This is a genomic window from Parabacteroides sp. PFB2-10 (assembly GCF_029893085.1).
Taxonomy (GTDB): Bacteria; Bacteroidota; Bacteroidia; order Bacteroidales; family Tannerellaceae; genus QVMG01.
Map to the genome: position 1 here is coordinate 48179 of NZ_JARXWI010000012.1, position 21717 is coordinate 69895.

Below are 21717 nucleotides of genomic sequence, written 5' to 3' on the forward strand. Positions count from 1 at the left end.
CCCTCTTTTTATAACTAAATGGGCAAGTTATACTTACATTCCAATTTGTTAAAAAGTGTTTCTCCCGGGACTTTTTCAAAATACCCCTACCATTTCGACGAAATTCTCCTGCAGAAATATCAAAATGCTATTTCGGCTTTTCTCCGTAAAGCCTATTTTTTGAGCTGCATAGGGAATAGGTATCCGCCAAAATGGCATATTCTTTTTTTGCGAAAGTTGCCTATAAACCGTATATTTTTGCCTAAGTTTGCAGGCATTTTCAGACTATAGAAACCTTTTGAGAAACGTAATAAATCAGGAATTTTTACGTTAAAAATAGAGTATGACGTAAAGATCGAATTAATCGAATGATATGATACAGGAATTTGTCAATAAAAATTTCTTCTTACTACTTCTTTTCACCCTTATTTTCGGAGTTATGTTCTATGATACCATAGGGTTTAACTTCACGGATGAGATATGTGCCTTATTGCTTTTAGTCTTATACTTCTACCATGTTTTCAACACAAAGGACTGGGAATTCAACAAATTCTTCCTGGTGGTTCTCGGCATATTCCTCTTTTATCTTTTTTACTCTTTTATTGTCGGCAATAATGTAAAATCAGCCATTGTCATGGACTTTATCATTCAGATTAAACCCTATCTGGGGTTTTTCTGTGTTTACTCCATGATGCCGCAGCTTGACAAAAAACAAAAGAAGATAATACAACAGTTTGCTGTTATATTCTCTATCTATCTATTTTGTATCGGTATTATCGGGATTGCATTCCCAAATATCTATGTTGCTGTTTTAGGGCATCCTTCCAGATTTGCTACAGCCATTTCTATTCTTGCACTACTCTACTTATATTGTAGTGACTACACCAAACGTGATATTTTCTGTTTTCTTTTGATCCTTTCAATCGGATTATTCTCCGGACGTTCTAAATTTTATGGTTTCTTTGCTGCTTGCACATTCATAACATTATATGTTAATGACTCGTTTCAAATGAAACTAAACCTAAAGAACACATTTTTCCTACTGATCGGACTTGCTGCGGTTCTCTTTGTTGCTAAAGATAAAATATACTTCTATTTTATCCAGGGAGGTTTTGGGTATGAGCGTGAAACTGCTGACCTTTATGCGCGCGTTGCCTTATATTACTTCTCCATACCTATTATTATGGATTATTTCCCCTTTGGCCCAGGATTTGCAACATATGCCACTTATTCATCCGGAGAATATTATTCTCCAATATACTCCAAATATGGAATGGAAGGAATGCATGGTTTAACGCAAAGTGATCCATCCTTTATTGCAGACACCTATTATCCTGCATTGGCACAATTTGGTATTGTAGGTATAATTTTGTTCTTTTCTTTTTGGATACATCTCCTAAAAAAAGCAATACAAGCATTTCTTGAAGGTCATAAAAAAGAATCTATTATTGCCCTACTAATCATTATATTCTTTTTGATAGAAAGCACTACAGACGCGACTATAACTCACAACAGGGGAGTTTTTATGATGATGCTTTTAGGCTTAATTTTTGCTGATATAAAACATAAAAAAATCAATGCTGCTTATTCGTCTAACTCATGAAAAAAATACTACTTGTAAATAAATTCTACTATTATAGGGGGGGGGATTGTACCGCCACTCTTTCTTTGGAGAAACTATTAAAAAAACATGGACATGAAGTAGCCATTTTTAGCTCTCGTCACCCTAAAAACCTGCCATCTAAATGGGAACGTTATTTCCCTTCGGAGATAGACCTTTCGTCACCCTCTTTCAAAAATATATTCTCAGCCTTGACGCGTCCCTTTTTTCCGCGCGAGGTAAAAAGAAAATTTCTGCAATTAGTACACGACTTCGAGCCGGACATCATACATGTACACAATATACACTCCTATTTATCTCCCTATATTGTTAAACTTGCAACCGACAAAGGGATAAAGGTTATCTGGACTTTACACGACTTCAAGCTTATTTGTCCGGCGTATAATTGTTTGCGAGATGGAAAGCCATGCGAACTTTGTTTTACAGACAAAACAAATGTGATTAAACACAAATGTTTCAAGAAAAGCTTAAAAGCAAGTGTCGTTGCTTATCTGGAAGCAATCATCTGGAACAGGAGGAAACTGGAAAAACAGACAGAGACTTTTGTCAGTCCTAGCCATTTTTTAAAGTCAAAAATGGAATTTGCCGGTTTTCATAAAAGCAAGATAAAAGTTTTACATAATTTCATCCAAACAGAAAATCTACCTCCCTGTTCTTCTCATAAAGAGGATTACTATTGTTATGTAGGGAGGTTGTCTCCGGAAAAGGGAATCGATTCCCTACTAAAAGCGGCAAAAGAATTACCTTACTCTCTTTATCTCATTGGAGGAGGCGACGAGTCATATCGGGTTAAAAAGGAATACGTAAAAGAAAACATTCACTTTTTAGGTCATCAACCGCTTGATGAAGTAATGAGGATTATCAGTAAAGCACGTTTCACCGTTATTCCTTCTATTTGCTATGAAAATAATCCATTCAGTGTGATTGAATCACTCTGTGCCGGCACCCCTGTTTTGGGTGCAAATATTGGTGGCATACCTGAATTAATTGAAGAAGGAAAGAGCGGTTTCCTGTTTACTCCCGGTGATACCGAAGAGCTAAAACAAAAGATAACGGACTGTTTTCAAACCTTTGATGATTCATATCCTTTTCAGGATATAGCCGATAAAGCCAGAGAAAAGTTTTCTGCCAATATGTTTTATGAACAATTATGTAACATCTATGGAATCCAATAGTAAAAATAATACCCCCTCTCCTACCGACGTCAGCATCATCACCACCTATCGCTGTCCCATGCGATGCAAAATGTGTGATATCTGGAATAATCCGACGGAGAAAGAAAAAGAAATAAAGGCGAAAGACCTGGAGATACTGCCGAAACTGAAATTTGCCAATATCACCGGAGGAGAGCCCTTCGTCAGGGAAGACCTGGAAGATATTGTAGATGTCATGTTCCGGAAGGCGCCCCGCGTTGTTATATCTACCTCTGGTTGGTATGAAGATCGTATTATTGCTTTAGCTAAGAAGTACCCCAACATTGGCATTCGTGTAAGTATTGAAGGACTTTCAACCGTCAACGACGAATTGAGGGGACGCAAAGGAGGATTCGACAAAGGACTACGCACCCTACTTAAATTGCAGGAAATGGGCGTGAAAGATATTGGCTTCGGCATCACGGTGTCCAACAACAACTCAGCCGATATGCTCGACCTCTACCGCCTGGCGCAAAACCTCAAGATGGAGTTTGCCACGGCGGCCTTTCATAATTCCTATTACTTCCACAAATACGACAATGTCATCACCAACAAAGAGGAGGTGATCGGAAACTTTGAAAAGATCATCGCCATGCAGATGAAAGAGAGCCATCCCAAATCCTGGTTCCGCGCCTTCTTCAACAACGGCTTGATCAACTACATTGAGGGCAACCGCCGCATGCTGCCTTGCGAGGCGGGGCTGGTCAATTTCTTTGTCGATCCGTATGGCGAGGTCTATCCCTGCAACGGGTTAGAAGAAGCTTACTGGAAAGAGAGTATGGGAAATATCCTTCAGGCGAACTCCTTTGATGAGATATGGCAAAGCGAACAAGCGAATAAAGTCAGGGAGCAGGTACGCACCTGTCCCAAAAATTGCTGGATGGTCGGCACGGCCTCGCCGGTGATGAAGAAATATATCCGCCACCCTTTAACATGGGTGATGCGCAACAAAGTGAACAGTCTCTTGAACAAGCCATTGTGTTTGGATAGAAAATGGTATGATGTAGGGCAATCGCCGGAACAAGGTAACTTAAGAAAACCAACAGAATGAATATTGTAGTCACCGGATTAAGAGGGTTTCCAAACATACAAGGTGGCATCGAAACCCATTGTGAGGAGTTATACCCCCGGCTGGCCGGAGGAGAATGCCATGTAACCGTGGTTCGTCGGAAAAACTTTGTCAAAGAGGATCCGCCTTACACTAATTACAAAGGTGTTCATTTCAAAGATATCAACGCACCACGTATCACCGGACTGGAAGCAGCTTTGCATACGATGTATGCCGTCTGGTATGCCTACCGTTCCAAGGCGGACATCGTTCATATCCATGCAATCGGACCGGCTATCACCGTTCCCTTTGCCCGTTTGTTAGGTCTTAAGGTGGTGGTAACCCATCATGGTCCTGACTACGACCGGGAGAAATGGGGATTTTTTGCCAAAAGCATCCTGAAATTAGGCGAATACTTTGCTGCCAAACAGGCGCATCAGATCATTGCCATATCGACGGTTATCACGGATCTGTTGAAAAAGAAATACAAACGGACAAAAGGAGTGCATCTGATTTACAATGGTGTCACAACGCTACCCAAACCTTCCTCTACGGATTTTCTACAGCATTTAGGTATCAAGCCGAATCAATACATCCTTGCCGTCGGTCGTTTCGTAGAAGAAAAAAGATTTGACTGGCTGATCGAAGCTTACATAAAACTGAATAACCCCAACTATCAATTAGTGATTGCCGGTGATGCGGATTATGAATCATCCTATTCCACCTATCTGAAAAATTTTGCCTACGAGAATGATGTGATCCTGACCGGCATCGTCAAAGGAGAAAAACTGGCAGAATTATATGCCCATGCCGCCCTGTTTGTCCTCCCCTCCTCGCACGAAGGGCTACCTATCACACTATTGGAAGCAATGAGTTACAAACGGAAAGTATTGGCAAGCGACATCCCCGCCAACCTGGCTGTGCGTTTGGAGGAAAGCTCTTATTTCACCCTCAATAGCACAAAGGATATGAAAGAGAAAATGGCCGGACTATTAGCCCGTCCTGAAACAGAACAAGCATATGACTTAAGCCTTTATGATTGGGATAATATTGCTGTACAAACTCATGATGTTTACAAAGAATATGAAACGATATAAAATTCTTATTACAGCAAATCATTGTGCACCGGGACAAGGTTCTGAGCATGGAGTCGGATGGAACTTTTTTAAGAGAATTTCGGAGTTTCATGACGTTATACTCATATGTAATGAACATGATTATATCCAAGGGGTTATAGACTATGTAAACTCAGAGGAAGGAAAGAAAAGAAATATAAAACTGTTTTTAATAAAACAAAAAATTAAATATAATAAGATAAACCGCCTGTTCCCTTTCCTATATTACAAAGACTATAATAAATGGCAAAAGAATGTCTTCAATTTAGTCAAGGAGTTGATCAATACAGAAGAGATTGATATCATCCATCATATTACCAATATAACATTTCGTGAACCAGGATACTTATGGAAACTCAACAAACCTTTTCTCTGGGGACCAATAGGTGTTTTAGGAGATGAGCCCATACGATTTCAATCTATTTACAACTGGAAAGAAGGCATTAAGAATATCATTCGTCGAATAACTTGTATATATCAATTACGCTATTCGAAAAGGATCAAAGATGCCGCAAATGAATCTGTGGCTTGTATTTGCATTAGTAAGCATATCGAAAAAATAGTAAAAAACCAGCTGGGAGCAAAAAAAACTTATATTATCCCCGAAACAGGAGCGATCATCACACAAACCCCTCCTCCTCCCAAAAGGATGGAGAACAAGCCTATCCAATTACTTTGGAGTGCTGGTTTTGATTCCAGAAAAGGCATTTTATTTCTAATAGAAGCACTTCGCATTATAAAAAAAGAAAATGATATTAATTTCAATTTAATTCTTGTAGGAGACGGATATGAGAGAAAGAAGGCCATAAATCTATGTGAAAAATATTCTATCAATTACGAATATAAAGGATATGTTCCTTACCAGGAAATGCCAAAATTGTACTACAACTCCCATTTCTTTTTCTTACTTAGCCTTTCTGACGCAACAACAACTACTGTGTTTGAATCTTTAACAAACTACTGCCCGGTTATCGCATTCAATCACCTATCATTTAGTGAAGTTGTTGATGATACTTGTGGAAAAAAAATAGATTTACACACAAAAAGACAGATATCTAATGACATAGCCCATTATATTCGCCATTACTATTACCACGAAGACGAACGTTATTTGTTAGCTTTAGGTGCCAGAAAGAAAGCAGAAAATTATTCATGGGAAAGAAAAATAGAACAAATCAACAATATATACAACTCTATCCTAAATTAGGATTACCGCAAAAAATCGCTTACAATTCTTGATAAATGTGTTTTAGAAGAGATTCATTATAGGTCCATAGGCGATTTTGAGTCACATAGCTTTTTGCTTTTTCTGAATTTTCTTTATAAGAAGTATAATATTTTTGTATATAAGCATCTATATCCACCAGTTGTTCATCTGAAGGATTAAGATCATTAAGGACAAGTCCACACCCACTCTCTTGTATCTGTTTGGGGCTGTCTCCGGCATATTGAGTAGCTACAACCATTGCGCCCGCTGCTAAATACTCCGATGTTTTGGTAGGGGAAGAGTTTATATTCACTAAGTCATTTGCTCTGAGAACAAAACCAACATCTATCATTGACAAATAAGAGGCAATTTCTTTGTTTGGAACCCCTTTTATCAAGTAGTGACCATTGATCTGCATCAATAAATCCTCATAAGGCGTAATATCATCATTGCTATAAAGGCAGAAAAAATAGTTCGGATTCATCTTCCATAATCGAACAACCAAAGAGATGGTCTCTTCTACACATTGCCACTTATGCAATCCTCCCGAATAACAAAGTACTATCCGATCTTCAAGATTATACTTTTTCCGCATTTGACTACGTGTATCAGGCGTTATCTTTCGGAAGTTATCGATATTGATATTAGTCGGCAAAACAAAGTTTTCAGCAGAAGTCCGTACATATTCCATCAGATTTCGATACAAATTATCTGAAACAGTAATAATCTTCTTTGAATGTGTCAAGGAATAAACATTTTCCTTTTTGGTATACTCAATTATCGATTGGGGATATCCCATCATTTCGAACTCAGGAACCGCATCCGCATGAAAATCTGTTATCAAAGGTAAACGAGAAACAAAACGTGCAGAAGTAGCAGAGATAGACATTTCGGCCTGAATAATATCTATTGAATAGATCTTGCATACAAAATAAGTCACAAGTGCTCGTAAGAATTCTGATAATTTTAATAATTTAAAACGATTAGGTATTGTTGGGAAAAACAATGCTTTTACATCTTTCGGCAATGAACGTTTCTCTTCTCTTATTCGATGAGCATTTCGGGTATAAAACCCTAAAAGAAAAACATTATATCCCATAGAACTTAGCGACATGCACATATTTAGCGTTCTGATTTTGTCGCCGGCATTCATACCTAAAGGGTAATTCCGCAAAATAACCAATACATTTTTTTTCATAATTAATTTCTTTTCGCCTTCAAAATACCTGCAATCCTTTCCGAACTTTTACCATCTCCATAAGGATTGACAGCCTGTCCCATTTGCTGATAAGCAGCTTTATCAATAAGTAGAAGCTCTACATTAGAAACAATCTTTTCGTAGTCCGTTCCTACCAACTTAACAGTACCGGCAGTCACTGCTTCCGGACGCTCTGTTGTATCGCGCATAACCAATACCGGCTTTCCTAATCCGGGCGCTTCTTCCTGAATACCACCACTATCAGTCAATACGATATAAGCATGATCCATTAAATAGACAAAAGGCAAGTAATCTACCGGTTCGATAAGATACACATTCGGATGATCTGTCGGATTCTCCCCAAAGACCTCCTGTAATGGTTTTCGGACATTGGGGTTCAGGTGCATCGGATAAACAAAGTCCACATCGGGATAGGATTGCGCCAGCCGCTTTATCGCCTTACATATTTGCCTGAATCCCTCGCCAAAGTTTTCACGACGGTGTCCTGTGATTAGGATCAACCTCCTCTCCTCCTTTTCCCATTGTGACAATAAAGACTGAGATATGCCGAAAGAGGCTAAAGTCGAATGAATTTGTGTTTCAAACTGCTCTTCTTTTTTAATTTGATTCAGGGCAATATGTAATGCATCAATAACCGTATTACCAACCACATAAATGTTTTCCGGAGATACATTTTCTTTTAATAAATTCTCCTTACTTAATAAAGTGGGAGCAAAATGGCTGGTAGCGATGCGTGTTGTGATCTGCCGGTTCATCTCTTCCGGCCATGGGCTATATATATTATGCGTTCTCAATCCTGCTTCCACATGTCCAACCGGTATTTGTTGATAGAAAGCCGCTAAAGCCGCCACCATAGAGGTGGTGGTATCACCATGCACAAGAACCATATCTGGTTGCACCTCTTTCAACACATCCCGCAAGCCACTCAATACACGTGTGGTTATATCATAAAGATCCTGTCCCTGCTTCATGATATTCAAATCATAATCAGGTTTCACGTCAAACAGGAGCAATACCTGATCTAACATTTCCCGGTGTTGAGCCGTCACACATACGATTGTCTGAAATTCTTCCGGGTACAACTTTAGCTTTCTAACCAAAGGACACATTTTTATCGCCTCCGGACGGGTGCCAAAGACCAGCATTATCTTCTTCATATTATTATTCATCAAATTCAACAGAACAGGTATGAAATTCTATTTTACTAAAATCAGGCAATTGCCAATAATCACCATACTGCGCTTTCAATACAGCATCGTAATCACGGGGCACAAAAAACTTTTTCCCTTCAAACTCCAATTCAACCAATGGATATATCCATTCCTTTTCAAATTGGGTAGAAAAAAAAGAACCCAATGGATAACTCACATTCTTTCGGGCAAACAGATAAGAGAAGAAACTCAAACAGGGATAAAGAAACCTACTCAAACACAAGAAATAAGCCCGCAACAGCCCCTTTTTCCAAAGCCTGGAAGGATTTATCTTCACCATGCGTATAGCCAGCAATTGCATTTTATTGGAAACAAGATGGAATAAGCGTGATGCCGGTTCCCAGAAAAACAGATCGATATAGATTCCTTTATAGCTATAATACCTATCATTATCATTATTTTCCTTAATCCTTGTATTTGGAATACGCAATTTTTCATAAGGCGCCACATAGGTGTAGTCCGTATCGTTCGCCTGCAACTGGTAATAGGTCGACTCCTTTAACAAGATCTGATGCAAACGTTTCAAATCTTTTTTCATCAATACAATATCCAGATCATCATCCCACGGTATAAAACCTTTGTGACGGACAGCCCCCAACAATGTACCACCGGAAAGCCAATAATCGATATTATGCTTACGGCAAACAGCATCAACATAGACCAGTATATCTAACATCTTCAACTGATGTCTCCGCAAAGAGGTTCCCTCCGCGTTTATATGTAAAAAATCACTTTCCTCCATTATTCTTTACAAATAGCAACTGCACTATACGCACTATATACTCTCTAAACAGATACAGACCAAACAGACATATCAACAACAAAAAGAATATATTAAAGTATAAACTCTTCGTATAAAAAACAACAAAAGAGAATGCCAGCGACACACATACGATCAACATTGTCTTTATATGAACAGAAATACGAACCTTGTTTCGAATAATAAAAATCCGCATAAAGACATTCACCAGATAGCTAACCAACATCCCGATCGTTGCCCCTTGCAATCCCCAAAAAGAAATGAACAAAGGTACTAAAATAAGATTAAACAAACAGGCTATCAAGGTAGAATACATAATTATCCTCGTTGCTTTAATGGCTGCGTAAATCTGTCCGAGAAAACCACTTACAACTGCAATAACCGCCACAACAATATAAAGAGGAATGATATCGAGTGCCATCACATAGTCACCCTTTACCATATAAGGAAATATCAAAAAAGAAAAAGCAATCAAAGCAGAAGCGCCTACTCCAAAAAAAAGAATCAACAGATTGACTGCCTTTGTATAAAACAGACTCAATGCCTCTTTATTTTCATTTCCTTTTTTAAATGCTACCTCTTGCCAAGCCAGGTTGAAACAGGTAGATAATAAGTTGATCACTAATCCAAACTTAACAGCGATCAGGTATATACCATTGGCTTCTAACCCCAACACATGAGAGATGGCTACATTGGTATAGCCGGTTAGCGACCAATAGGCTAATGAATTTAAAGACAGCGGTAGAGAGAATCGGAATAAACGGTTCAAGACCTCTTTATTATAATACCGGAATGATAACTGGCGAACAATACCCAGTTTGACTTCCAACATCAGAATTTGCACAGACAATCCGATAATGGACGAAAGATACAAAGCCTCTATGCCCCATTTCAAAAACACCAAACCTACTATATTCAGACAAGACGTCACCAAGGTGGCAATAACACCGGACAAGGCAAACAATCTGCTAAAACCCAATGCCCTGGCAAGGTATCCAAACAGGTTATTGAACACCATACAAACCCCATACAGATAGATATAACCTATATAACGGATATCGAACAAGACCCACAGCGTAAAAGCGACAAGGGAGTAAAGCAATAAAGAGCCTGAGAAAATAATAAAACCATTAAATATAGGCGACCCAATGGTTGATTTGTCTTTTTCGTCAAAGATAAATCGCATAATCCCTACATAGATATCAATAAAAAGAAAAGTAACGACCAGGTTCAGGTAAGTATTTGACACATCATAATAACCTAATTCAGAGGTAGGAATATAGGAAGTGTATACGGGTAACAGGAAGAACATTATCAGTTTTGACAACACACTTCCAAGAAAATACAGTCCGGAAGATTTTATAAAATCAGAGATAAGACTCATTTATTCTTCTTTTTATACTTGAGCCAGTATTCCGGATCATCAGTTATGACAGACTGTATATAGGAATATCCGTAAACAGGAACTTCATCTACTGTATCCAACGTATATACCTCAATAGTGTCAATCCATCTTTTCAGGTTCAACAAAATAGGATAATTGACCATCCCCTTATTGATGACAACACTTTTTAGATGAGAATAATCAGGAAGATGCAAACTGGATACAGGGGGTTCTTTTTCCGTATATAAAAGCAGGCGGCACGGAATACTCTTGTTCTTATCTGATATTCTTTTCAGACAGCCATTAGAAAATGAAAGTACAGAGACCTTTGATTCCAAATCATATGCTTTCACCATACTCAACAATTTTTCTTCTATTTCTTCCGATGGAAACTTTATTTCTATATAATAGTTTATTTTATTGCCAAGCATGTCAAAAACCTCCTTAAGCGTTGGTATCACCTCCTGGGCAAATTGCCCATTTGATTTTTTCAGATGAAACGTTTGTAATTCTTCTTTCGTATAATCCTCCACTGTTCCCGCTTTACCCGTCATACGCTCTAACTTCTCATCATGAAAAATCATGATCTCACCGTCTTTTGACAATTGAACATCGAATTCTACCACATCCAACCCGATTGCAAATGCTTTTTCAATACTTTTTAAGCTGTTCTCCGGAGTATCCCCATGAACGCCGCGATGGGCTATTATTTTCACATGGCTAACTTCAGGAGACTGTTCTCCTGATCTCAGGCCAACCTCTTCTACAGGTTGAGACGTTTTCTCGCAAGCGCAGAAAAGCAATAACAACAATACAAACAGGCGCTTTCCCATGGCAGTATAACAAATCGTTCACAACGAAGATAAATAAGAAAGCTCAATATCCTACATCTAAACTGTATCTTTTTTCAATTCTTTTATCAAATCAACCATCACATTTTTCATTGCCAGGTATAAAACAGGTACCAGCAGGGTGAAAAGAAATATAAAAATAGCAGCATATAGTTTGCGGGGAGCTATCGACTTCTTCTTTACAAAAGCAGTATCAATAACGCGGGAACGCGGTTTTAGCTCTCCTTGAGCCAAAGCAATATCTTCGCGTTTCTGAAGGAGCAACAAATAAACACCCTGATAAATTTCCTGTTGGCGTTTATACTCAATATACTCTCTTTCTAACGAAGGCACCTCTCCCATCTTCTCATAGATCAACGTCTCTTTATTATGCAAATCATCAATAACAAAATTCAGACCTGAACGCGCGTTGGCGATGGTGGCTTTTACGCTCTCACGCAACTGATCAACCTGACCTGTAAGCTGGCCAATCAATGGGTTTTCAAGTTTGGCAGATTTCAACAGTTGTGAACGTTCCAATAACTTCTCGTTATAAGCGGCAATAGCACCTCCACTCTCTCCATCTTTAGCAGAAAGCAACATAGGAACAAGATTATACCTGTTTGCCGGATCTTTCACATAGTCATCCAGCATATGAATGACTTGTATCTCTGTCTGAAGTTCGATCAACTTAATCTGAATGTCCTGCATTTGAGAAATATAGAATTGTACGTCATATTCTATATCTGTCATATTATGTAAAGTCTTGAACTTTTCTATTTCTAATTCTGTTTTCTTCAGCTCTTCCGATACATTCAACATACGATCATTCACAAAAGCCAACGACTTTTCCGACTCTTGTCGTTTTAATAGCTCATCCTGCTCATTGTAAAAGCGAATCAATGTATTCAGAAAATCAATACCACGTGGCCTTTTATAATCAGGATAAGTCAATTCTAGCGTGTTGGAAGACTTGCTTAAATCTTCTACTAACATCCTATCAACTATTTCTTCTGCCACCCAGCTCGCCGGCTTTACTATTATCTTCATTTTATAGGCCGCTTGCAGAGGCATATCCCGATAAGATAAAACAAATGCCCCCTGATTCAATTTGAGTTCGACCGGTAATGAGGTGAAGGTGAAATTATATTGTTTACCATCTTCCCGGGAGCTAACTTTAACGCTGCCTTTTCCATCCTCTCCAATTTCAACCGTCAATCGGATCTCATCATATAATTTTTCAAAAGTCAACGAGTCAGCAGTCAAGAGCAAGGGAGAATCGTCATACATTTTATAACTATATGCTTTCGGTTTAAAATATTCCACATTCATCCCCAACGCATAGATGGTTTGCTTCAGCAATTGAGTAGAGGTCAGAATAGCCATTTCATCTTCAATATTGACACTTCCGGCACCGCCACCGCCACCAATACCGAATGACTTCATCAAGCCGGCGGCTTCGCCCAAGCCAAAGCTCCCACCACTACCATCTGTTTCCTGCACCTGAATACGGCTCATTATTTCAAAGGTTCTGGGTATCAACACCAAATAGAGTATAGCTATAAGTAGGGATATAACAAAAGCTCCTAAAAACACCCTCCACTTCCTAATATATCCAACAATAATGCTTTTTAAGCCTAATGTCTCTTTATCTTTTGTCTCCATAATTTTTATTTTGAAATTGCTAAAATAACCGTTGTAATCACAGAGATAGCGCTCAAGATGGAGGAGAAGACTGTGATGCTGTATTGCTGCGCCTGGCTGTAACGGGCGTTTTTCTTCTTGGCGTCATTGGGTTCTACATAGATGAAGTCATTCTGCTTCAGGTAGAAGTAAGGAGATGCCAGCATATCGCTGCGGGTCAGATCCAAACGAGCAGATACCAATTCACCATTTTCCTCCCGCATGACTAAGATATTCTTTCGGTCTGCGTTGATTGTCAGGTCGCCCACCGAGCCTAAAGCATCCAGAATAGACAAACGGTCAGAACGCGGAGTAATGGTTCCCGGACGGTTCACTTCACCCAAAATAGTGATATGAAAGTTGACGATCTGCACTTTCACCAACGGTTTTTCTATATGATCAGAAATCTTTTCTTTCAGGTATTCACCCAACTGCTGACGTGTGTAGCCTTCCGCCTTCACTTTCCCCAATACAGGAAAATCAATATATCCCTCTTTATCTACAAGATAGGTATATAGGTTTTGCGTTGACTGTATAGTGGTTTCACCCTCTATTGGCGCAGAGTAAGCATAGGCGGGCGGGTTAAACGGTGTGGCTGCATTCGGATCCCATGACGTGACAGCAATCGTCAACAGATCATCCGGCACTATTTTTGTCTCATATGCTTGCGACATACTTTTCAACTGCTCCACTGTCAAGTCATCAATTCCCTGCAGATAGGCAACATCTTTCGGGGTGCCGCAGGAGGCCAATACTAAAATCAGAAAAGAGAGAGATACTACTTTCAGTCTCATAGGTTTATTTATTTTTCAAATAAAAGTTGCAAATATAGCCAATTTCGTTGAATCGAACAGGACGATTGTCGCCCGTTTCGACATGTTACAGATATAACGATGCAAATGTTAAAATATTGCTGCATCCTGTTGCAAATTTCATATATTCTCACTCTTTTATCCTGATTAAATCCGTAAGTTTGTGGCATGGGAAAAAACATAAAATACGAACTGGGTAAGTATAACACACTTACGATCGTGAAAGATCTTGATTTCGGTGTTTATCTGGATGGTGGTGACGAGTTGGAAATCCTATTGCCGGCGCGATATGTGCCGAAAAACGTCAAGCCGGGCGACGAGGTAGAAGTCTTTATTTATCACGACAACGAAGGACGCCTGATTGCCACCACGCTTCGTCCCAAAGCGATTGTCGGCGAATTTGCCTTCATGCAGGTGAAGTCTGTCAACCAAATAGGTGCTTTCTTAGATTGGGGACTGATGAAAGAATTGCTTGTCCCCTTCAAAGAACAAAAAACTTCGATGACCGAGGGCAGGTGGTATCCGGTCTATGTCCGGGTCGATAACATCACCGGGCGTATCATGGCATCTGCCCGGATCGAAAAGTTCCTTGATAATGTTCCTCCTATTTATGAATACAACCAAACGGTCGATCTATTAGTAGTCGACCAGACCGACCTTGGTTATCGCGTCATCATCAACAACCTCCACACGGGCATGGTGTATCACAACGAGGTATTCCAACAGATTGCCAAAGGCGACCGCCTCACCGGATATATAAAAGAGGTACGGGAAGACGAGAAGATCGATGTCAGCCTGACTCCTCTGGGTTATCAAAAAGTGGGTGGCATTGCCGACACCATACTGGAGACTTTAAAGATCCAGGGCGGCTTCATCCCACTACACGACAAAAGCGACCCGGAACAAATCTACGCCCTCTTCCAATGCAGCAAAAAAGCCTTCAAACAAGCCATCGGCGCCCTCTACAAAAAAAAGCTGATTACCATAGAAGAGAAGGGCATCAAACTGGTCGAATAATTCGGGCTATACCAGCAGATGACAGGATAATCCTATTATCAATAAGGAAATAAAATATACGATACATAGTTTATGATAGCCCTTTTAGTTTATAAACCAATAAATTATCTTCTGGGTCGCCATCTTCTCCTGATCCATAGAGCGTGAAAGTTTCTTCATCTACTGCAAAATAAACCGGACGTCTTCCTTCTAAATAATACCTGATTACCGGATTTCCATCCAAATCAAATACTTCAAGAAAAGTTCCACAAGTAGAGTTTGCTCTGTTTTCGTTCCATGACGTACCAAAAAACAGTGCATATAAATAGCGCTTGCCTAAATAACTATACACATAAGATTCCTTGACATCTCCCTGGTTTTCAGAATTGACGATGGTTGGATTATCAAACTTAAAACTCACTCTCTTAATTAGATTAAACTCAGTATCCATAAAGTCGATCTGTTTTTTATATCCGTAACAGAAAATGATACGGCTATCATTGGTAACGACATTGCCCATATCAGGATCTGCGATATAATCTATCATATCTGCGTTCCTGTATTTCCATGTTTTTTTAGGTAATTCATCTTGGTAATTCAATAGATACAGATTAGGGCCTGTGTACTGAGCGTCCACTACAAACAGAGAGTCATTTAGAAAGGCTGCTTCATGTACAGCATTTATATATTGGGGTTCTTTCGTTTCTTTAAATATAGCTTGCCCTTTTTCATCGATACCAAATCGATGAAATTTATGTTTATCCGCTATAAGAAAATCCGAAAATTTAGTTTGTACTAACCACGGTAACACAAATTCTTCTGGTCCTTCTCCAATAGTACCAAAGGCACTTCTCAATTTATAATGGGTAAGATCATAAATATGGAACAAACTATCTCTCTGTTTCATATTTTGAAGGATTAAAAAAGGATGTTTCACTTCTACCCTAATAGGACTGGTCATCCCATACAATGGCATTAAACCAGGAATCAGAGTTTCCTCTTTGGGAAAATGAGGATCTAAGGAACTGCATGCAGTAACTAAACAGCAGTTTACTATTAGTATAAAATGAGAAAATTTCATGACTGTTATTTTAAAATATAAATACTTTTACAACAAACGTATTAAAAAAAATGAATTATCCAAGCTTTTATTTGTTTTTTCAATAATCAATTGATAGTAATTATTCAGCATTTGTTGTTGATCTTCCCATATCTGATATTCACAAGTGTCCGCTACTTTTGGGTCAGCCCCCTCTTTATAGGCCGTTGCTTTAATATCAGTATATATAAACCAATTCAACCCGACATGTCGCAAGTATGCCATCATACAGATTGCGTACCTGTGGGATGCATAAAATGAAGACCAAAGCTAATCGCTGGGAGGCCGTCTTATTTTTTAAAATGTTAAAATAGCGATTGTAAGCAAAATGCCCCTTTTGCTTACAAATCCATACGTTAAAAAGTGTTTCTCCCGGGAGTTTGTCTCCGAAGTCCTGCTTTTTTGCGCGCAAAGTCGGGCGGAAATTACAAATCGTAAATTGGGGGTTTCGCCGAAAACGGGTAGTTTAACGTTTGTTTGCATTTTTTCTATTCCAATATGCAACTCCTTTTGTTTTTTTTCGTCTATTAAGTAAAAGTGTGTTTCATGCAACATGGTGTATCTATTATAACATTATAAATACATTATTTTGACAAAGAAAAGAATCGAATACATCCTGCCTGGGAAGGTCGGATGTATCATTTTTAATGAAACGAACATAAATAAAAATCTATATGAAAACAATCTTACGCAATTTCCTGAGCGTTATCAAACGTTTTAAAATGGCCACCATCCTGAATATAATAGGACTATCAGTTGCCTTTGCCGCTTTTATGGTTATTATGATCCAACTGGATTACGACAATGGGTTCGATCGGCATCACCCTCAGGCGGATTGCATCTTCCGGGTAGAAGCACAATTTGATCATGGCAGCAGCACTCAGGCTATTATCAATCGCCCTTTATCGGATCTGTTTCTCAAATCGTCGCCACATATCCTGGCCGGGGCATTGGTAAATCCCTGGGGAGGCGATATGTTTTTCTCCATCGAAAAAGAGGGTTCCTTGCATTATTTCCAGGAAAAAGGAATCACCGTATATCCGGAGTTTGTAGATGTTTTTTCATTGGATATCCTGGAGGGAGAAGGCAAGTCGCTGGAAGAGCCCGACAAAGCACTTATCCCATTGAGCCTGGCACGTAAGCTGTTTGGTACAGCCTCCGCGGTGGGGCAAACTCTGAAAGGCCGAAACGGATCAATAACGGTCGGAGGTGTCTATCGTGACCTGCCTGAAAACTCGGTTATTGAGAATGCCATCCTTCGACGTATTCCACAGAACGAGAATATCACCAATTATGGTAACTGGAATTACAACGTCTATATCCGGGTCGACCAATCGGAAAACGCAGAAGGATTGATGGAAAACTTCAAACGGGTTATCGAACCGTCTATTCTGGGAGAGGACTTTTCATGGGAGGAAAACAGTTTTAATTTCCGCCTGACTCCTATCGCAGATATCCACTTCACGACCGACGTAACGTATGACGCGACACCGAAAGCCAGCCGACAAACCCTGTTGGTTCTTTTTGCCATTGCCATCATCATTGTCGTGATCGCGGCGATCAACTTCACCAATTTCAGTACCGCCTTGACCCCTATGCGCATCAAAAGCATTAATACACAAAAGGTATTGGGAGGCGACCCTTCAGCTATACGCTCTTCTCTTATCTTCGAAGCAATCGGGATCAGCCTGTTGGCCTATCTCATTGCGTTAGGCATACTGGCTATCCTTCCATTCACTCCTATCGCCGGCTTATTGGATGCCTCTTTATCCATCGGAAAACATCTTATAATAGTGGGCGGAGCGCTATTGATTGCCCTCTTGACAGGTTTCTTTGCCGGGATCTATCCGGCGATTTATATGACCTCTTTTCCGCCGGCATTGGTTCTGAAGGGGAGTTTCGGCCTCTCACCCAAAGGCAGAACCCTGAAGAATGTATTGATCAGCGTGCAGTTTATTGCTTCGTTTGCGCTTATTATTGCTTCCTTCTTTATGTATTTGCAGAATTGGTATATGCAAAACACCTCCCTGGGGTATGATAAGGAACAGGTCATTATCACCAATACCTCGGGTGAATTATTGAAGAGCAAGAGCGCATTTATCGACCAGATTAAATCGTATGCGGGGATTGATAATATTACCTTTTCCGAGCCACTCCTTTCGAGTTCCGACCAGTATATGGGATGGGGACGGATGTATAAAAACGAACAGATCAATTACCAATGTCTGCCGGTCGATCCCTCTTTCCTGGATGTGATGAAGATTGAGATAACCGAAGGGCGTGGCTTCCGGGAAGAAGATGCCAAAACCCGTCATGGGGTCTATGTGTTCAACCAGAAAGCGAAAGAGATGTACGATATAGAATTGGGATCGATGATCGACAGTGCAACAATCGTTGGCTTTATGCCGGATGTCAGATTCGCCTCTTTCCGTACCGAGGTAGTTCCTATGGCCTTCTATGTGTGGGGTACCCAGAATTGGGGATCACAACCGAATAATATATATATTAAGGTAAAAGCCGGCTCCGATATGAAAGCCGCCATGAGCCATGTGCGTAGTTCGGTGAAAATGTTCGATGCGGACTATCCTTTCAATGTGCGTTTCTTCGACGAGGTGTTCAACCACCTGTATGAAAAAGAGCAGAAATTATCCTCGCTGATCACGCTGTTTAGCCTCATTGCAATCTTTATCTCCATGGTAGGTGTCTTCGGACTGGTGGTGTTCGATAGTGTTTATCGTCGGAAAGAGATTGGCGTACGCAAAGTGTTAGGCTCGTCAACTCAGCAGATCCTTATCATGTTCAACAAGAGTTACCTATTGCTTCTTTGTCTTTGTTTTATCATAGCTGCGCCTGTTGCCTGGTTTGCCGTACACCGGTGGTTGGAGAATTTCGCCTATCGTACGCCGATGTATATATGGGTCTATATCGTTGCTTTTGCCATTATCGTGTTTATTACGATATGCACAGTTACTTTCCAAAACTGGCGGGCGGCCAACGATAACCCGGTGAATAGCATTAAGACAGAGTGATAAAAGCCATTGACAATGTCTAATATTTATACAAGAGTGTCAAAATATTGGACATTGGATCAAAAAATAGTTTTCACTTACCGTATTAAGTAACAGCAAATTACATATATTGGCACGCAATTTGGATAAAAACAGGTAAAAGATAATATTCTAAAATAATATAGTTATGATTAAAATTGAAAACTTAAGTAAGCTATTCCGGACTGAAGAGGTTGAAACAATTGCGCTCAACAGTGTTTCCTTAGAAGTGAAAGACGGTGAGTTTGTAGCTATCATGGGACCTTCGGGTTGTGGTAAATCTACATTACTTAATATTCTTGGATTGCTCGACAATCCGACCTCGGGTGATTATTACCTGGGCGATCTCGAAGTAGGGCACTTAAAAGAAAAAGAACGTACGCAGGTGCGGAAGGGAAACATCGGTTTCGTATTCCAGAGCTTCAACCTGATCGACGAATTGAATGTGTTTGAAAATGTGGAATTGCCCCTCACCTACTTAAAGATCAAGGCATCCGAGCGCAAACAAATGGTGAATGAGATATTGAAACGCATGAATATCAGCCATCGTTCACACCATTTCCCGCAACAGCTATCGGGAGGACAACAACAACGTGTTGCTATCGCACGCGCGGTTGTCTCTAATCCGAAAATGATACTCGCCGATGAGCCGACCGGTAACCTCGACTCTAAAAACGGAGCGGAGGTGATGGATCTGTTGACCGAATTGAACAAAGAAGGCACCACCATTATTATGGTTACTCACTCCAAGCACGATGCAAGCTATGCTCATCGCGTAATCAACCTGTTCGATGGTAGCATTGTCTCCTCTGTCAGCGAATTCATCTGATAGCGTTCTATAGAATACAATCTTTTTTTGAATTTATAATTCTCTCTTTAATAGAAGCTGCCCGTTATTAAGCGGAGCAGCTTCTTTTGATTTTCATATCTTTCTATTCATTTTTAACAGAAAAGATATATCTTTGTGCGCGTCCACACAGATACGTATTACTAATTTATTTATACAAATGAAGACACTATTCAACCTATTTGCCGCAGCATTACTTCTATTCTGCAGCAGTTGTCAATCCAATGATGGTTGGCAGAAACTATTTAACGAAAAAGACCTCACCGGTTTTGTTCAACTAAACGGACAAGCTCCTTACCGCGTAGAGGAGGGTTGCCTTATCGGCACATCCGTCAAAGGACAACCCAACAGCTTCCTGGCAACGGAAGCCAACTACGGTGATTTTATCCTTGAGTTTGAAACCTGGTGTGATCCGGCTGTCAATTCTGGCGTTCAGTTCCGTAGCGAAAGCTATCCTGAATACAACAATGGGCGTGTGCATGGCTATCAGTGCGAAATGGATCCGTCGGATCGTGCCTGGAGCGGAGGCATCTACGACGAAGCACGCCGCGGTTGGCTGGTAACGCTTACCGACAATGCGGCCGGAAGAGCTGCCTACAAAAAGAACGACTGGAACCAATACCGCATCGAAGCCATCGGAAACAACATCCGTATCTGGCTGAACGGAGTAAATACCGCCAACCTCTATGATGAAGAAACCCTGAGCGGTTTCATTGCTTTCCAGGTGCATAGCATTGGCAACAACGATGCGCAAGAGGGTAAAGAGATTAAATGGCGCAATATCCGCATCAAAACCAAAGATTTGCAAAACTCCCTGATGCAGGGAAGCTTGGCGCCTGCAGTAAACCGTATTCCTAATTCCCTTTCTGAATCGGAAACAGCCGACGGCTGGAAACTGTTGTTCGATGGGAAAACATCTAACGGCTGGCGTGGAGCTCATAAAAAAGAATTCCCCAAACATGGCTGGACGATTGCCGACGGACAAATGATTGTTCACAAATCAGACGGTGGTGAATCGACAAATGGTGGTGACATTGTATCAATGGATCAATACAGCGCCTTTGAATTACAAATTGAATTCAAAATCACCCCCGGAGCCAATAGCGGTATCAAGTATTTCGTAACCGAATCAGAAAAGCAGAGAGGTTCGGCATTCGGTCTGGAATACCAATTATTAGACGACAGCCGCCACCCGGACGCCAGAGGCTACACCACGACACCGGGCAGCCGCACACTGGCCAGCCTCTATGATATGATCAAAGCCGAAAACAAACGTTTCAATGGCGTAAACCAATGGAATCTGGCTGTCTTGAAGGTATATCCCGACAACCGGGTAGAACATTGGCTCAACGGATTTAAAACCCTGGAATATGTACGTGGTTCGGAAGCTTTCCGCGAAGCAGTGAAAGGCAGCAAATATGCTGCACCGGCCTACAACACTGCCGGCCGTTTCGGCGAAGCCGCCGCTGGACATATCCTGTTGCAGGATCATGGCGACGAAGTGGCCTTCCGAAGCATTAAGATCAAAGAGTTGAAATAAACCTTATCCGACTATAATCCGGATCATAATGAAAGAGGCACAGAGAATGATTTTCTCTGTGCCTCTTTTTGCGCAAAAACACCACCTTACGCACACTTACGTAAATGATAGTTTGAAAAATCAATC

18 protein-coding genes are annotated in these 21717 nt (G+C 40.3%); 9 read left to right on the forward strand and 9 right to left on the reverse strand.

Annotation, left to right across the window (positions count from 1 at the left end; all coding sequences use genetic code 11):
* The first annotated feature begins 352 nt into the window (after positions 1–352).
* From M2137_RS11115 to M2137_RS11135, 5 genes are read left to right on the forward strand one after another with little or no spacing between them, the layout of a single operon-like run.
* Positions 353–1582, forward strand: a complete 1230-nt coding sequence (locus M2137_RS11115; protein WP_280766511.1) for an O-antigen ligase domain-containing protein — start codon at positions 353–355, stop codon at positions 1580–1582.
* On the forward strand, positions 1579–2775 hold the full coding sequence (locus M2137_RS11120; protein WP_280766512.1) for a glycosyltransferase: 1197 nt from the start codon (positions 1579–1581) through the stop codon (positions 2773–2775). The genes M2137_RS11115 and M2137_RS11120 overlap by 4 nt, the downstream gene beginning before the upstream one ends.
* Complete coding sequence (locus tag M2137_RS11125; protein ID WP_280766513.1) at positions 2762–3844, forward strand: radical SAM protein; 1083 nt, start codon at positions 2762–2764, stop codon at positions 3842–3844. Before M2137_RS11120 ends, M2137_RS11125 begins: the two co-directional genes overlap by 14 nt.
* Entirely contained in the window at positions 3841–4938 is a 1098-nt protein-coding gene (locus M2137_RS11130) for a glycosyltransferase family 4 protein (RefSeq protein WP_280766514.1), read from the forward strand. The genes M2137_RS11125 and M2137_RS11130 overlap by 4 nt, the downstream gene beginning before the upstream one ends.
* Positions 4925–6163 (forward strand): glycosyltransferase family 4 protein, encoded by a 1239-nt coding sequence (locus M2137_RS11135; RefSeq protein WP_280766515.1) that lies wholly within the window; start codon positions 4925–4927, stop codon positions 6161–6163. Before M2137_RS11130 ends, M2137_RS11135 begins: the two co-directional genes overlap by 14 nt.
* Positions 6164–6182: 19 nt before the next feature.
* Here the strand turns inward: M2137_RS11135 and M2137_RS11140 are convergent, their stop codons facing one another.
* From M2137_RS11140 to M2137_RS11170, 7 genes are read right to left on the reverse strand one after another with little or no spacing between them, the layout of a single operon-like run.
* Entirely contained in the window at positions 6183–7361 is a 1179-nt protein-coding gene (locus tag M2137_RS11140; protein WP_280766516.1) for a hypothetical protein, read from the reverse strand.
* Between the two features lie 2 nt (positions 7362–7363).
* Entirely contained in the window at positions 7364–8539 is a 1176-nt protein-coding gene (wecB, locus tag M2137_RS11145; protein ID WP_280766517.1) for a UDP-N-acetylglucosamine 2-epimerase (non-hydrolyzing), read from the reverse strand.
* 4 nt (positions 8540–8543) lie between these two features.
* Positions 8544–9269 carry a LicD family protein gene (locus M2137_RS11150; protein ID WP_280766518.1) on the reverse strand — a complete coding sequence of 242 codons (726 nt, stop codon included), beginning with the start codon at positions 9267–9269 and terminating at the stop codon, positions 8544–8546.
* 52 nt (positions 9270–9321) lie between these two features.
* Positions 9322–10737, reverse strand: coding sequence for a lipopolysaccharide biosynthesis protein (locus tag M2137_RS11155; RefSeq protein ID WP_280766519.1), 1416 nt, complete (start codon positions 10735–10737; stop codon positions 9322–9324).
* Entirely contained in the window at positions 10734–11570 is an 837-nt protein-coding gene (locus M2137_RS11160; RefSeq protein WP_280766520.1) for a glycerophosphodiester phosphodiesterase family protein, read from the reverse strand. Before M2137_RS11160 ends, M2137_RS11155 begins: the two co-directional genes overlap by 4 nt.
* Before the next feature lie 57 nt (positions 11571–11627).
* A complete protein-coding gene (locus M2137_RS11165) occupies positions 11628–13232 on the reverse strand; it encodes a tyrosine protein kinase (RefSeq protein WP_280766521.1) in 1605 nt (534 codons plus the stop codon).
* 5 nt (positions 13233–13237) lie between these two features.
* The gene (locus M2137_RS11170; RefSeq protein WP_280766522.1) at positions 13238–14044 is read right to left on the reverse strand and encodes a polysaccharide biosynthesis/export family protein; all 807 of its coding nucleotides are present in this window, start codon (positions 14042–14044) and stop codon (positions 13238–13240) included.
* A gap of 186 nt (positions 14045–14230) precedes the next feature.
* Between M2137_RS11170 and M2137_RS11175 the strand changes: the two genes are divergently transcribed.
* Positions 14231–15079 (forward strand): S1-like domain-containing RNA-binding protein, encoded by an 849-nt coding sequence (locus M2137_RS11175; protein ID WP_280766523.1) that lies wholly within the window; start codon positions 14231–14233, stop codon positions 15077–15079.
* A gap of 70 nt (positions 15080–15149) precedes the next feature.
* Here M2137_RS11175 and M2137_RS11180 read toward each other — a convergent pair whose 3' ends face one another.
* Both M2137_RS11180 and M2137_RS11185 read right to left on the reverse strand, forming a co-directional pair.
* Positions 15150–16139, reverse strand: a complete 990-nt coding sequence (locus tag M2137_RS11180; RefSeq protein ID WP_321738821.1) for a BF3164 family lipoprotein — start codon at positions 16137–16139, stop codon at positions 15150–15152.
* A 27-nt stretch (positions 16140–16166) separates the two neighbouring features.
* Positions 16167–16385 carry a hypothetical protein gene (locus M2137_RS11185; protein ID WP_280766524.1) on the reverse strand — a complete coding sequence of 73 codons (219 nt, stop codon included), beginning with the start codon at positions 16383–16385 and terminating at the stop codon, positions 16167–16169.
* A 446-nt stretch (positions 16386–16831) separates the two neighbouring features.
* On the opposite strand from M2137_RS11185, the gene M2137_RS11190 reads away from it, so the two are divergent.
* The 3 genes from M2137_RS11190 (at position 16832) to M2137_RS11200 (ending at position 21591) form a co-directional block, all read left to right on the forward strand.
* Positions 16832–19186 carry an ABC transporter permease gene (locus tag M2137_RS11190; protein ID WP_280766525.1) on the forward strand — a complete coding sequence of 785 codons (2355 nt, stop codon included), beginning with the start codon at positions 16832–16834 and terminating at the stop codon, positions 19184–19186.
* Positions 19187–19352: 166 nt separating this feature from the next.
* A complete protein-coding gene (locus tag M2137_RS11195; RefSeq protein WP_280766526.1) occupies positions 19353–20033 on the forward strand; it encodes an ABC transporter ATP-binding protein in 681 nt (226 codons plus the stop codon).
* A gap of 178 nt (positions 20034–20211) precedes the next feature.
* A complete protein-coding gene (locus M2137_RS11200) occupies positions 20212–21591 on the forward strand; it encodes a DUF1080 domain-containing protein (RefSeq protein WP_280766527.1) in 1380 nt (459 codons plus the stop codon).
* The last annotated feature ends 126 nt before the right edge of the window (positions 21592–21717 follow it).

What these genes read in the sequence shown, in the direction of transcription:
- M2137_RS11115 (WP_280766511.1), top strand. Translation starts at nt 353, where the DNA reads ATGATACAGGAATTTGTCAATAAAAATTTCTTCTTACTACTTCTTTTC.
- M2137_RS11120 (WP_280766512.1), top strand. Translation starts at nt 1,579, where the DNA reads ATGAAAAAAATACTACTTGTAAATAAATTCTACTATTATAGGGGGGGG.
- M2137_RS11125 (WP_280766513.1), top strand. Translation starts at nt 2,762, where the DNA reads ATGGAATCCAATAGTAAAAATAATACCCCCTCTCCTACCGACGTCAGC.
- M2137_RS11130 (WP_280766514.1), top strand. Translation starts at nt 3,841, where the DNA reads ATGAATATTGTAGTCACCGGATTAAGAGGGTTTCCAAACATACAAGGT.
- M2137_RS11135 (WP_280766515.1), top strand. Translation starts at nt 4,925, where the DNA reads ATGAAACGATATAAAATTCTTATTACAGCAAATCATTGTGCACCGGGA.
- M2137_RS11140 (WP_280766516.1), bottom strand. Translation starts at nt 7,361, where the DNA reads ATGAAAAAAAATGTATTGGTTATTTTGCGGAATTACCCTTTAGGTATG.
- wecB (WP_280766517.1), bottom strand. Translation starts at nt 8,539, where the DNA reads ATGAAGAAGATAATGCTGGTCTTTGGCACCCGTCCGGAGGCGATAAAA.
- M2137_RS11150 (WP_280766518.1), bottom strand. Translation starts at nt 9,269, where the DNA reads ATGTTAGATATACTGGTCTATGTTGATGCTGTTTGCCGTAAGCATAAT.
- M2137_RS11155 (WP_280766519.1), bottom strand. Translation starts at nt 10,737, where the DNA reads ATGAGTCTTATCTCTGATTTTATAAAATCTTCCGGACTGTATTTTCTT.
- M2137_RS11160 (WP_280766520.1), bottom strand. Translation starts at nt 11,570, where the DNA reads ATGGGAAAGCGCCTGTTTGTATTGTTGTTATTGCTTTTCTGCGCTTGC.
- M2137_RS11165 (WP_280766521.1), bottom strand. Translation starts at nt 13,232, where the DNA reads ATGGAGACAAAAGATAAAGAGACATTAGGCTTAAAAAGCATTATTGTT.
- M2137_RS11170 (WP_280766522.1), bottom strand. Translation starts at nt 14,044, where the DNA reads ATGAGACTGAAAGTAGTATCTCTCTCTTTTCTGATTTTAGTATTGGCC.
- M2137_RS11175 (WP_280766523.1), top strand. Translation starts at nt 14,231, where the DNA reads ATGGGAAAAAACATAAAATACGAACTGGGTAAGTATAACACACTTACG.
- M2137_RS11180 (WP_321738821.1), bottom strand. Translation starts at nt 16,139, where the DNA reads ATGAAATTTTCTCATTTTATACTAATAGTAAACTGCTGTTTAGTTACT.
- M2137_RS11185 (WP_280766524.1), bottom strand. Translation starts at nt 16,385, where the DNA reads ATGATGGCATACTTGCGACATGTCGGGTTGAATTGGTTTATATATACT.
- M2137_RS11190 (WP_280766525.1), top strand. Translation starts at nt 16,832, where the DNA reads ATGAAAACAATCTTACGCAATTTCCTGAGCGTTATCAAACGTTTTAAA.
- M2137_RS11195 (WP_280766526.1), top strand. Translation starts at nt 19,353, where the DNA reads ATGATTAAAATTGAAAACTTAAGTAAGCTATTCCGGACTGAAGAGGTT.
- M2137_RS11200 (WP_280766527.1), top strand. Translation starts at nt 20,212, where the DNA reads ATGAAGACACTATTCAACCTATTTGCCGCAGCATTACTTCTATTCTGC.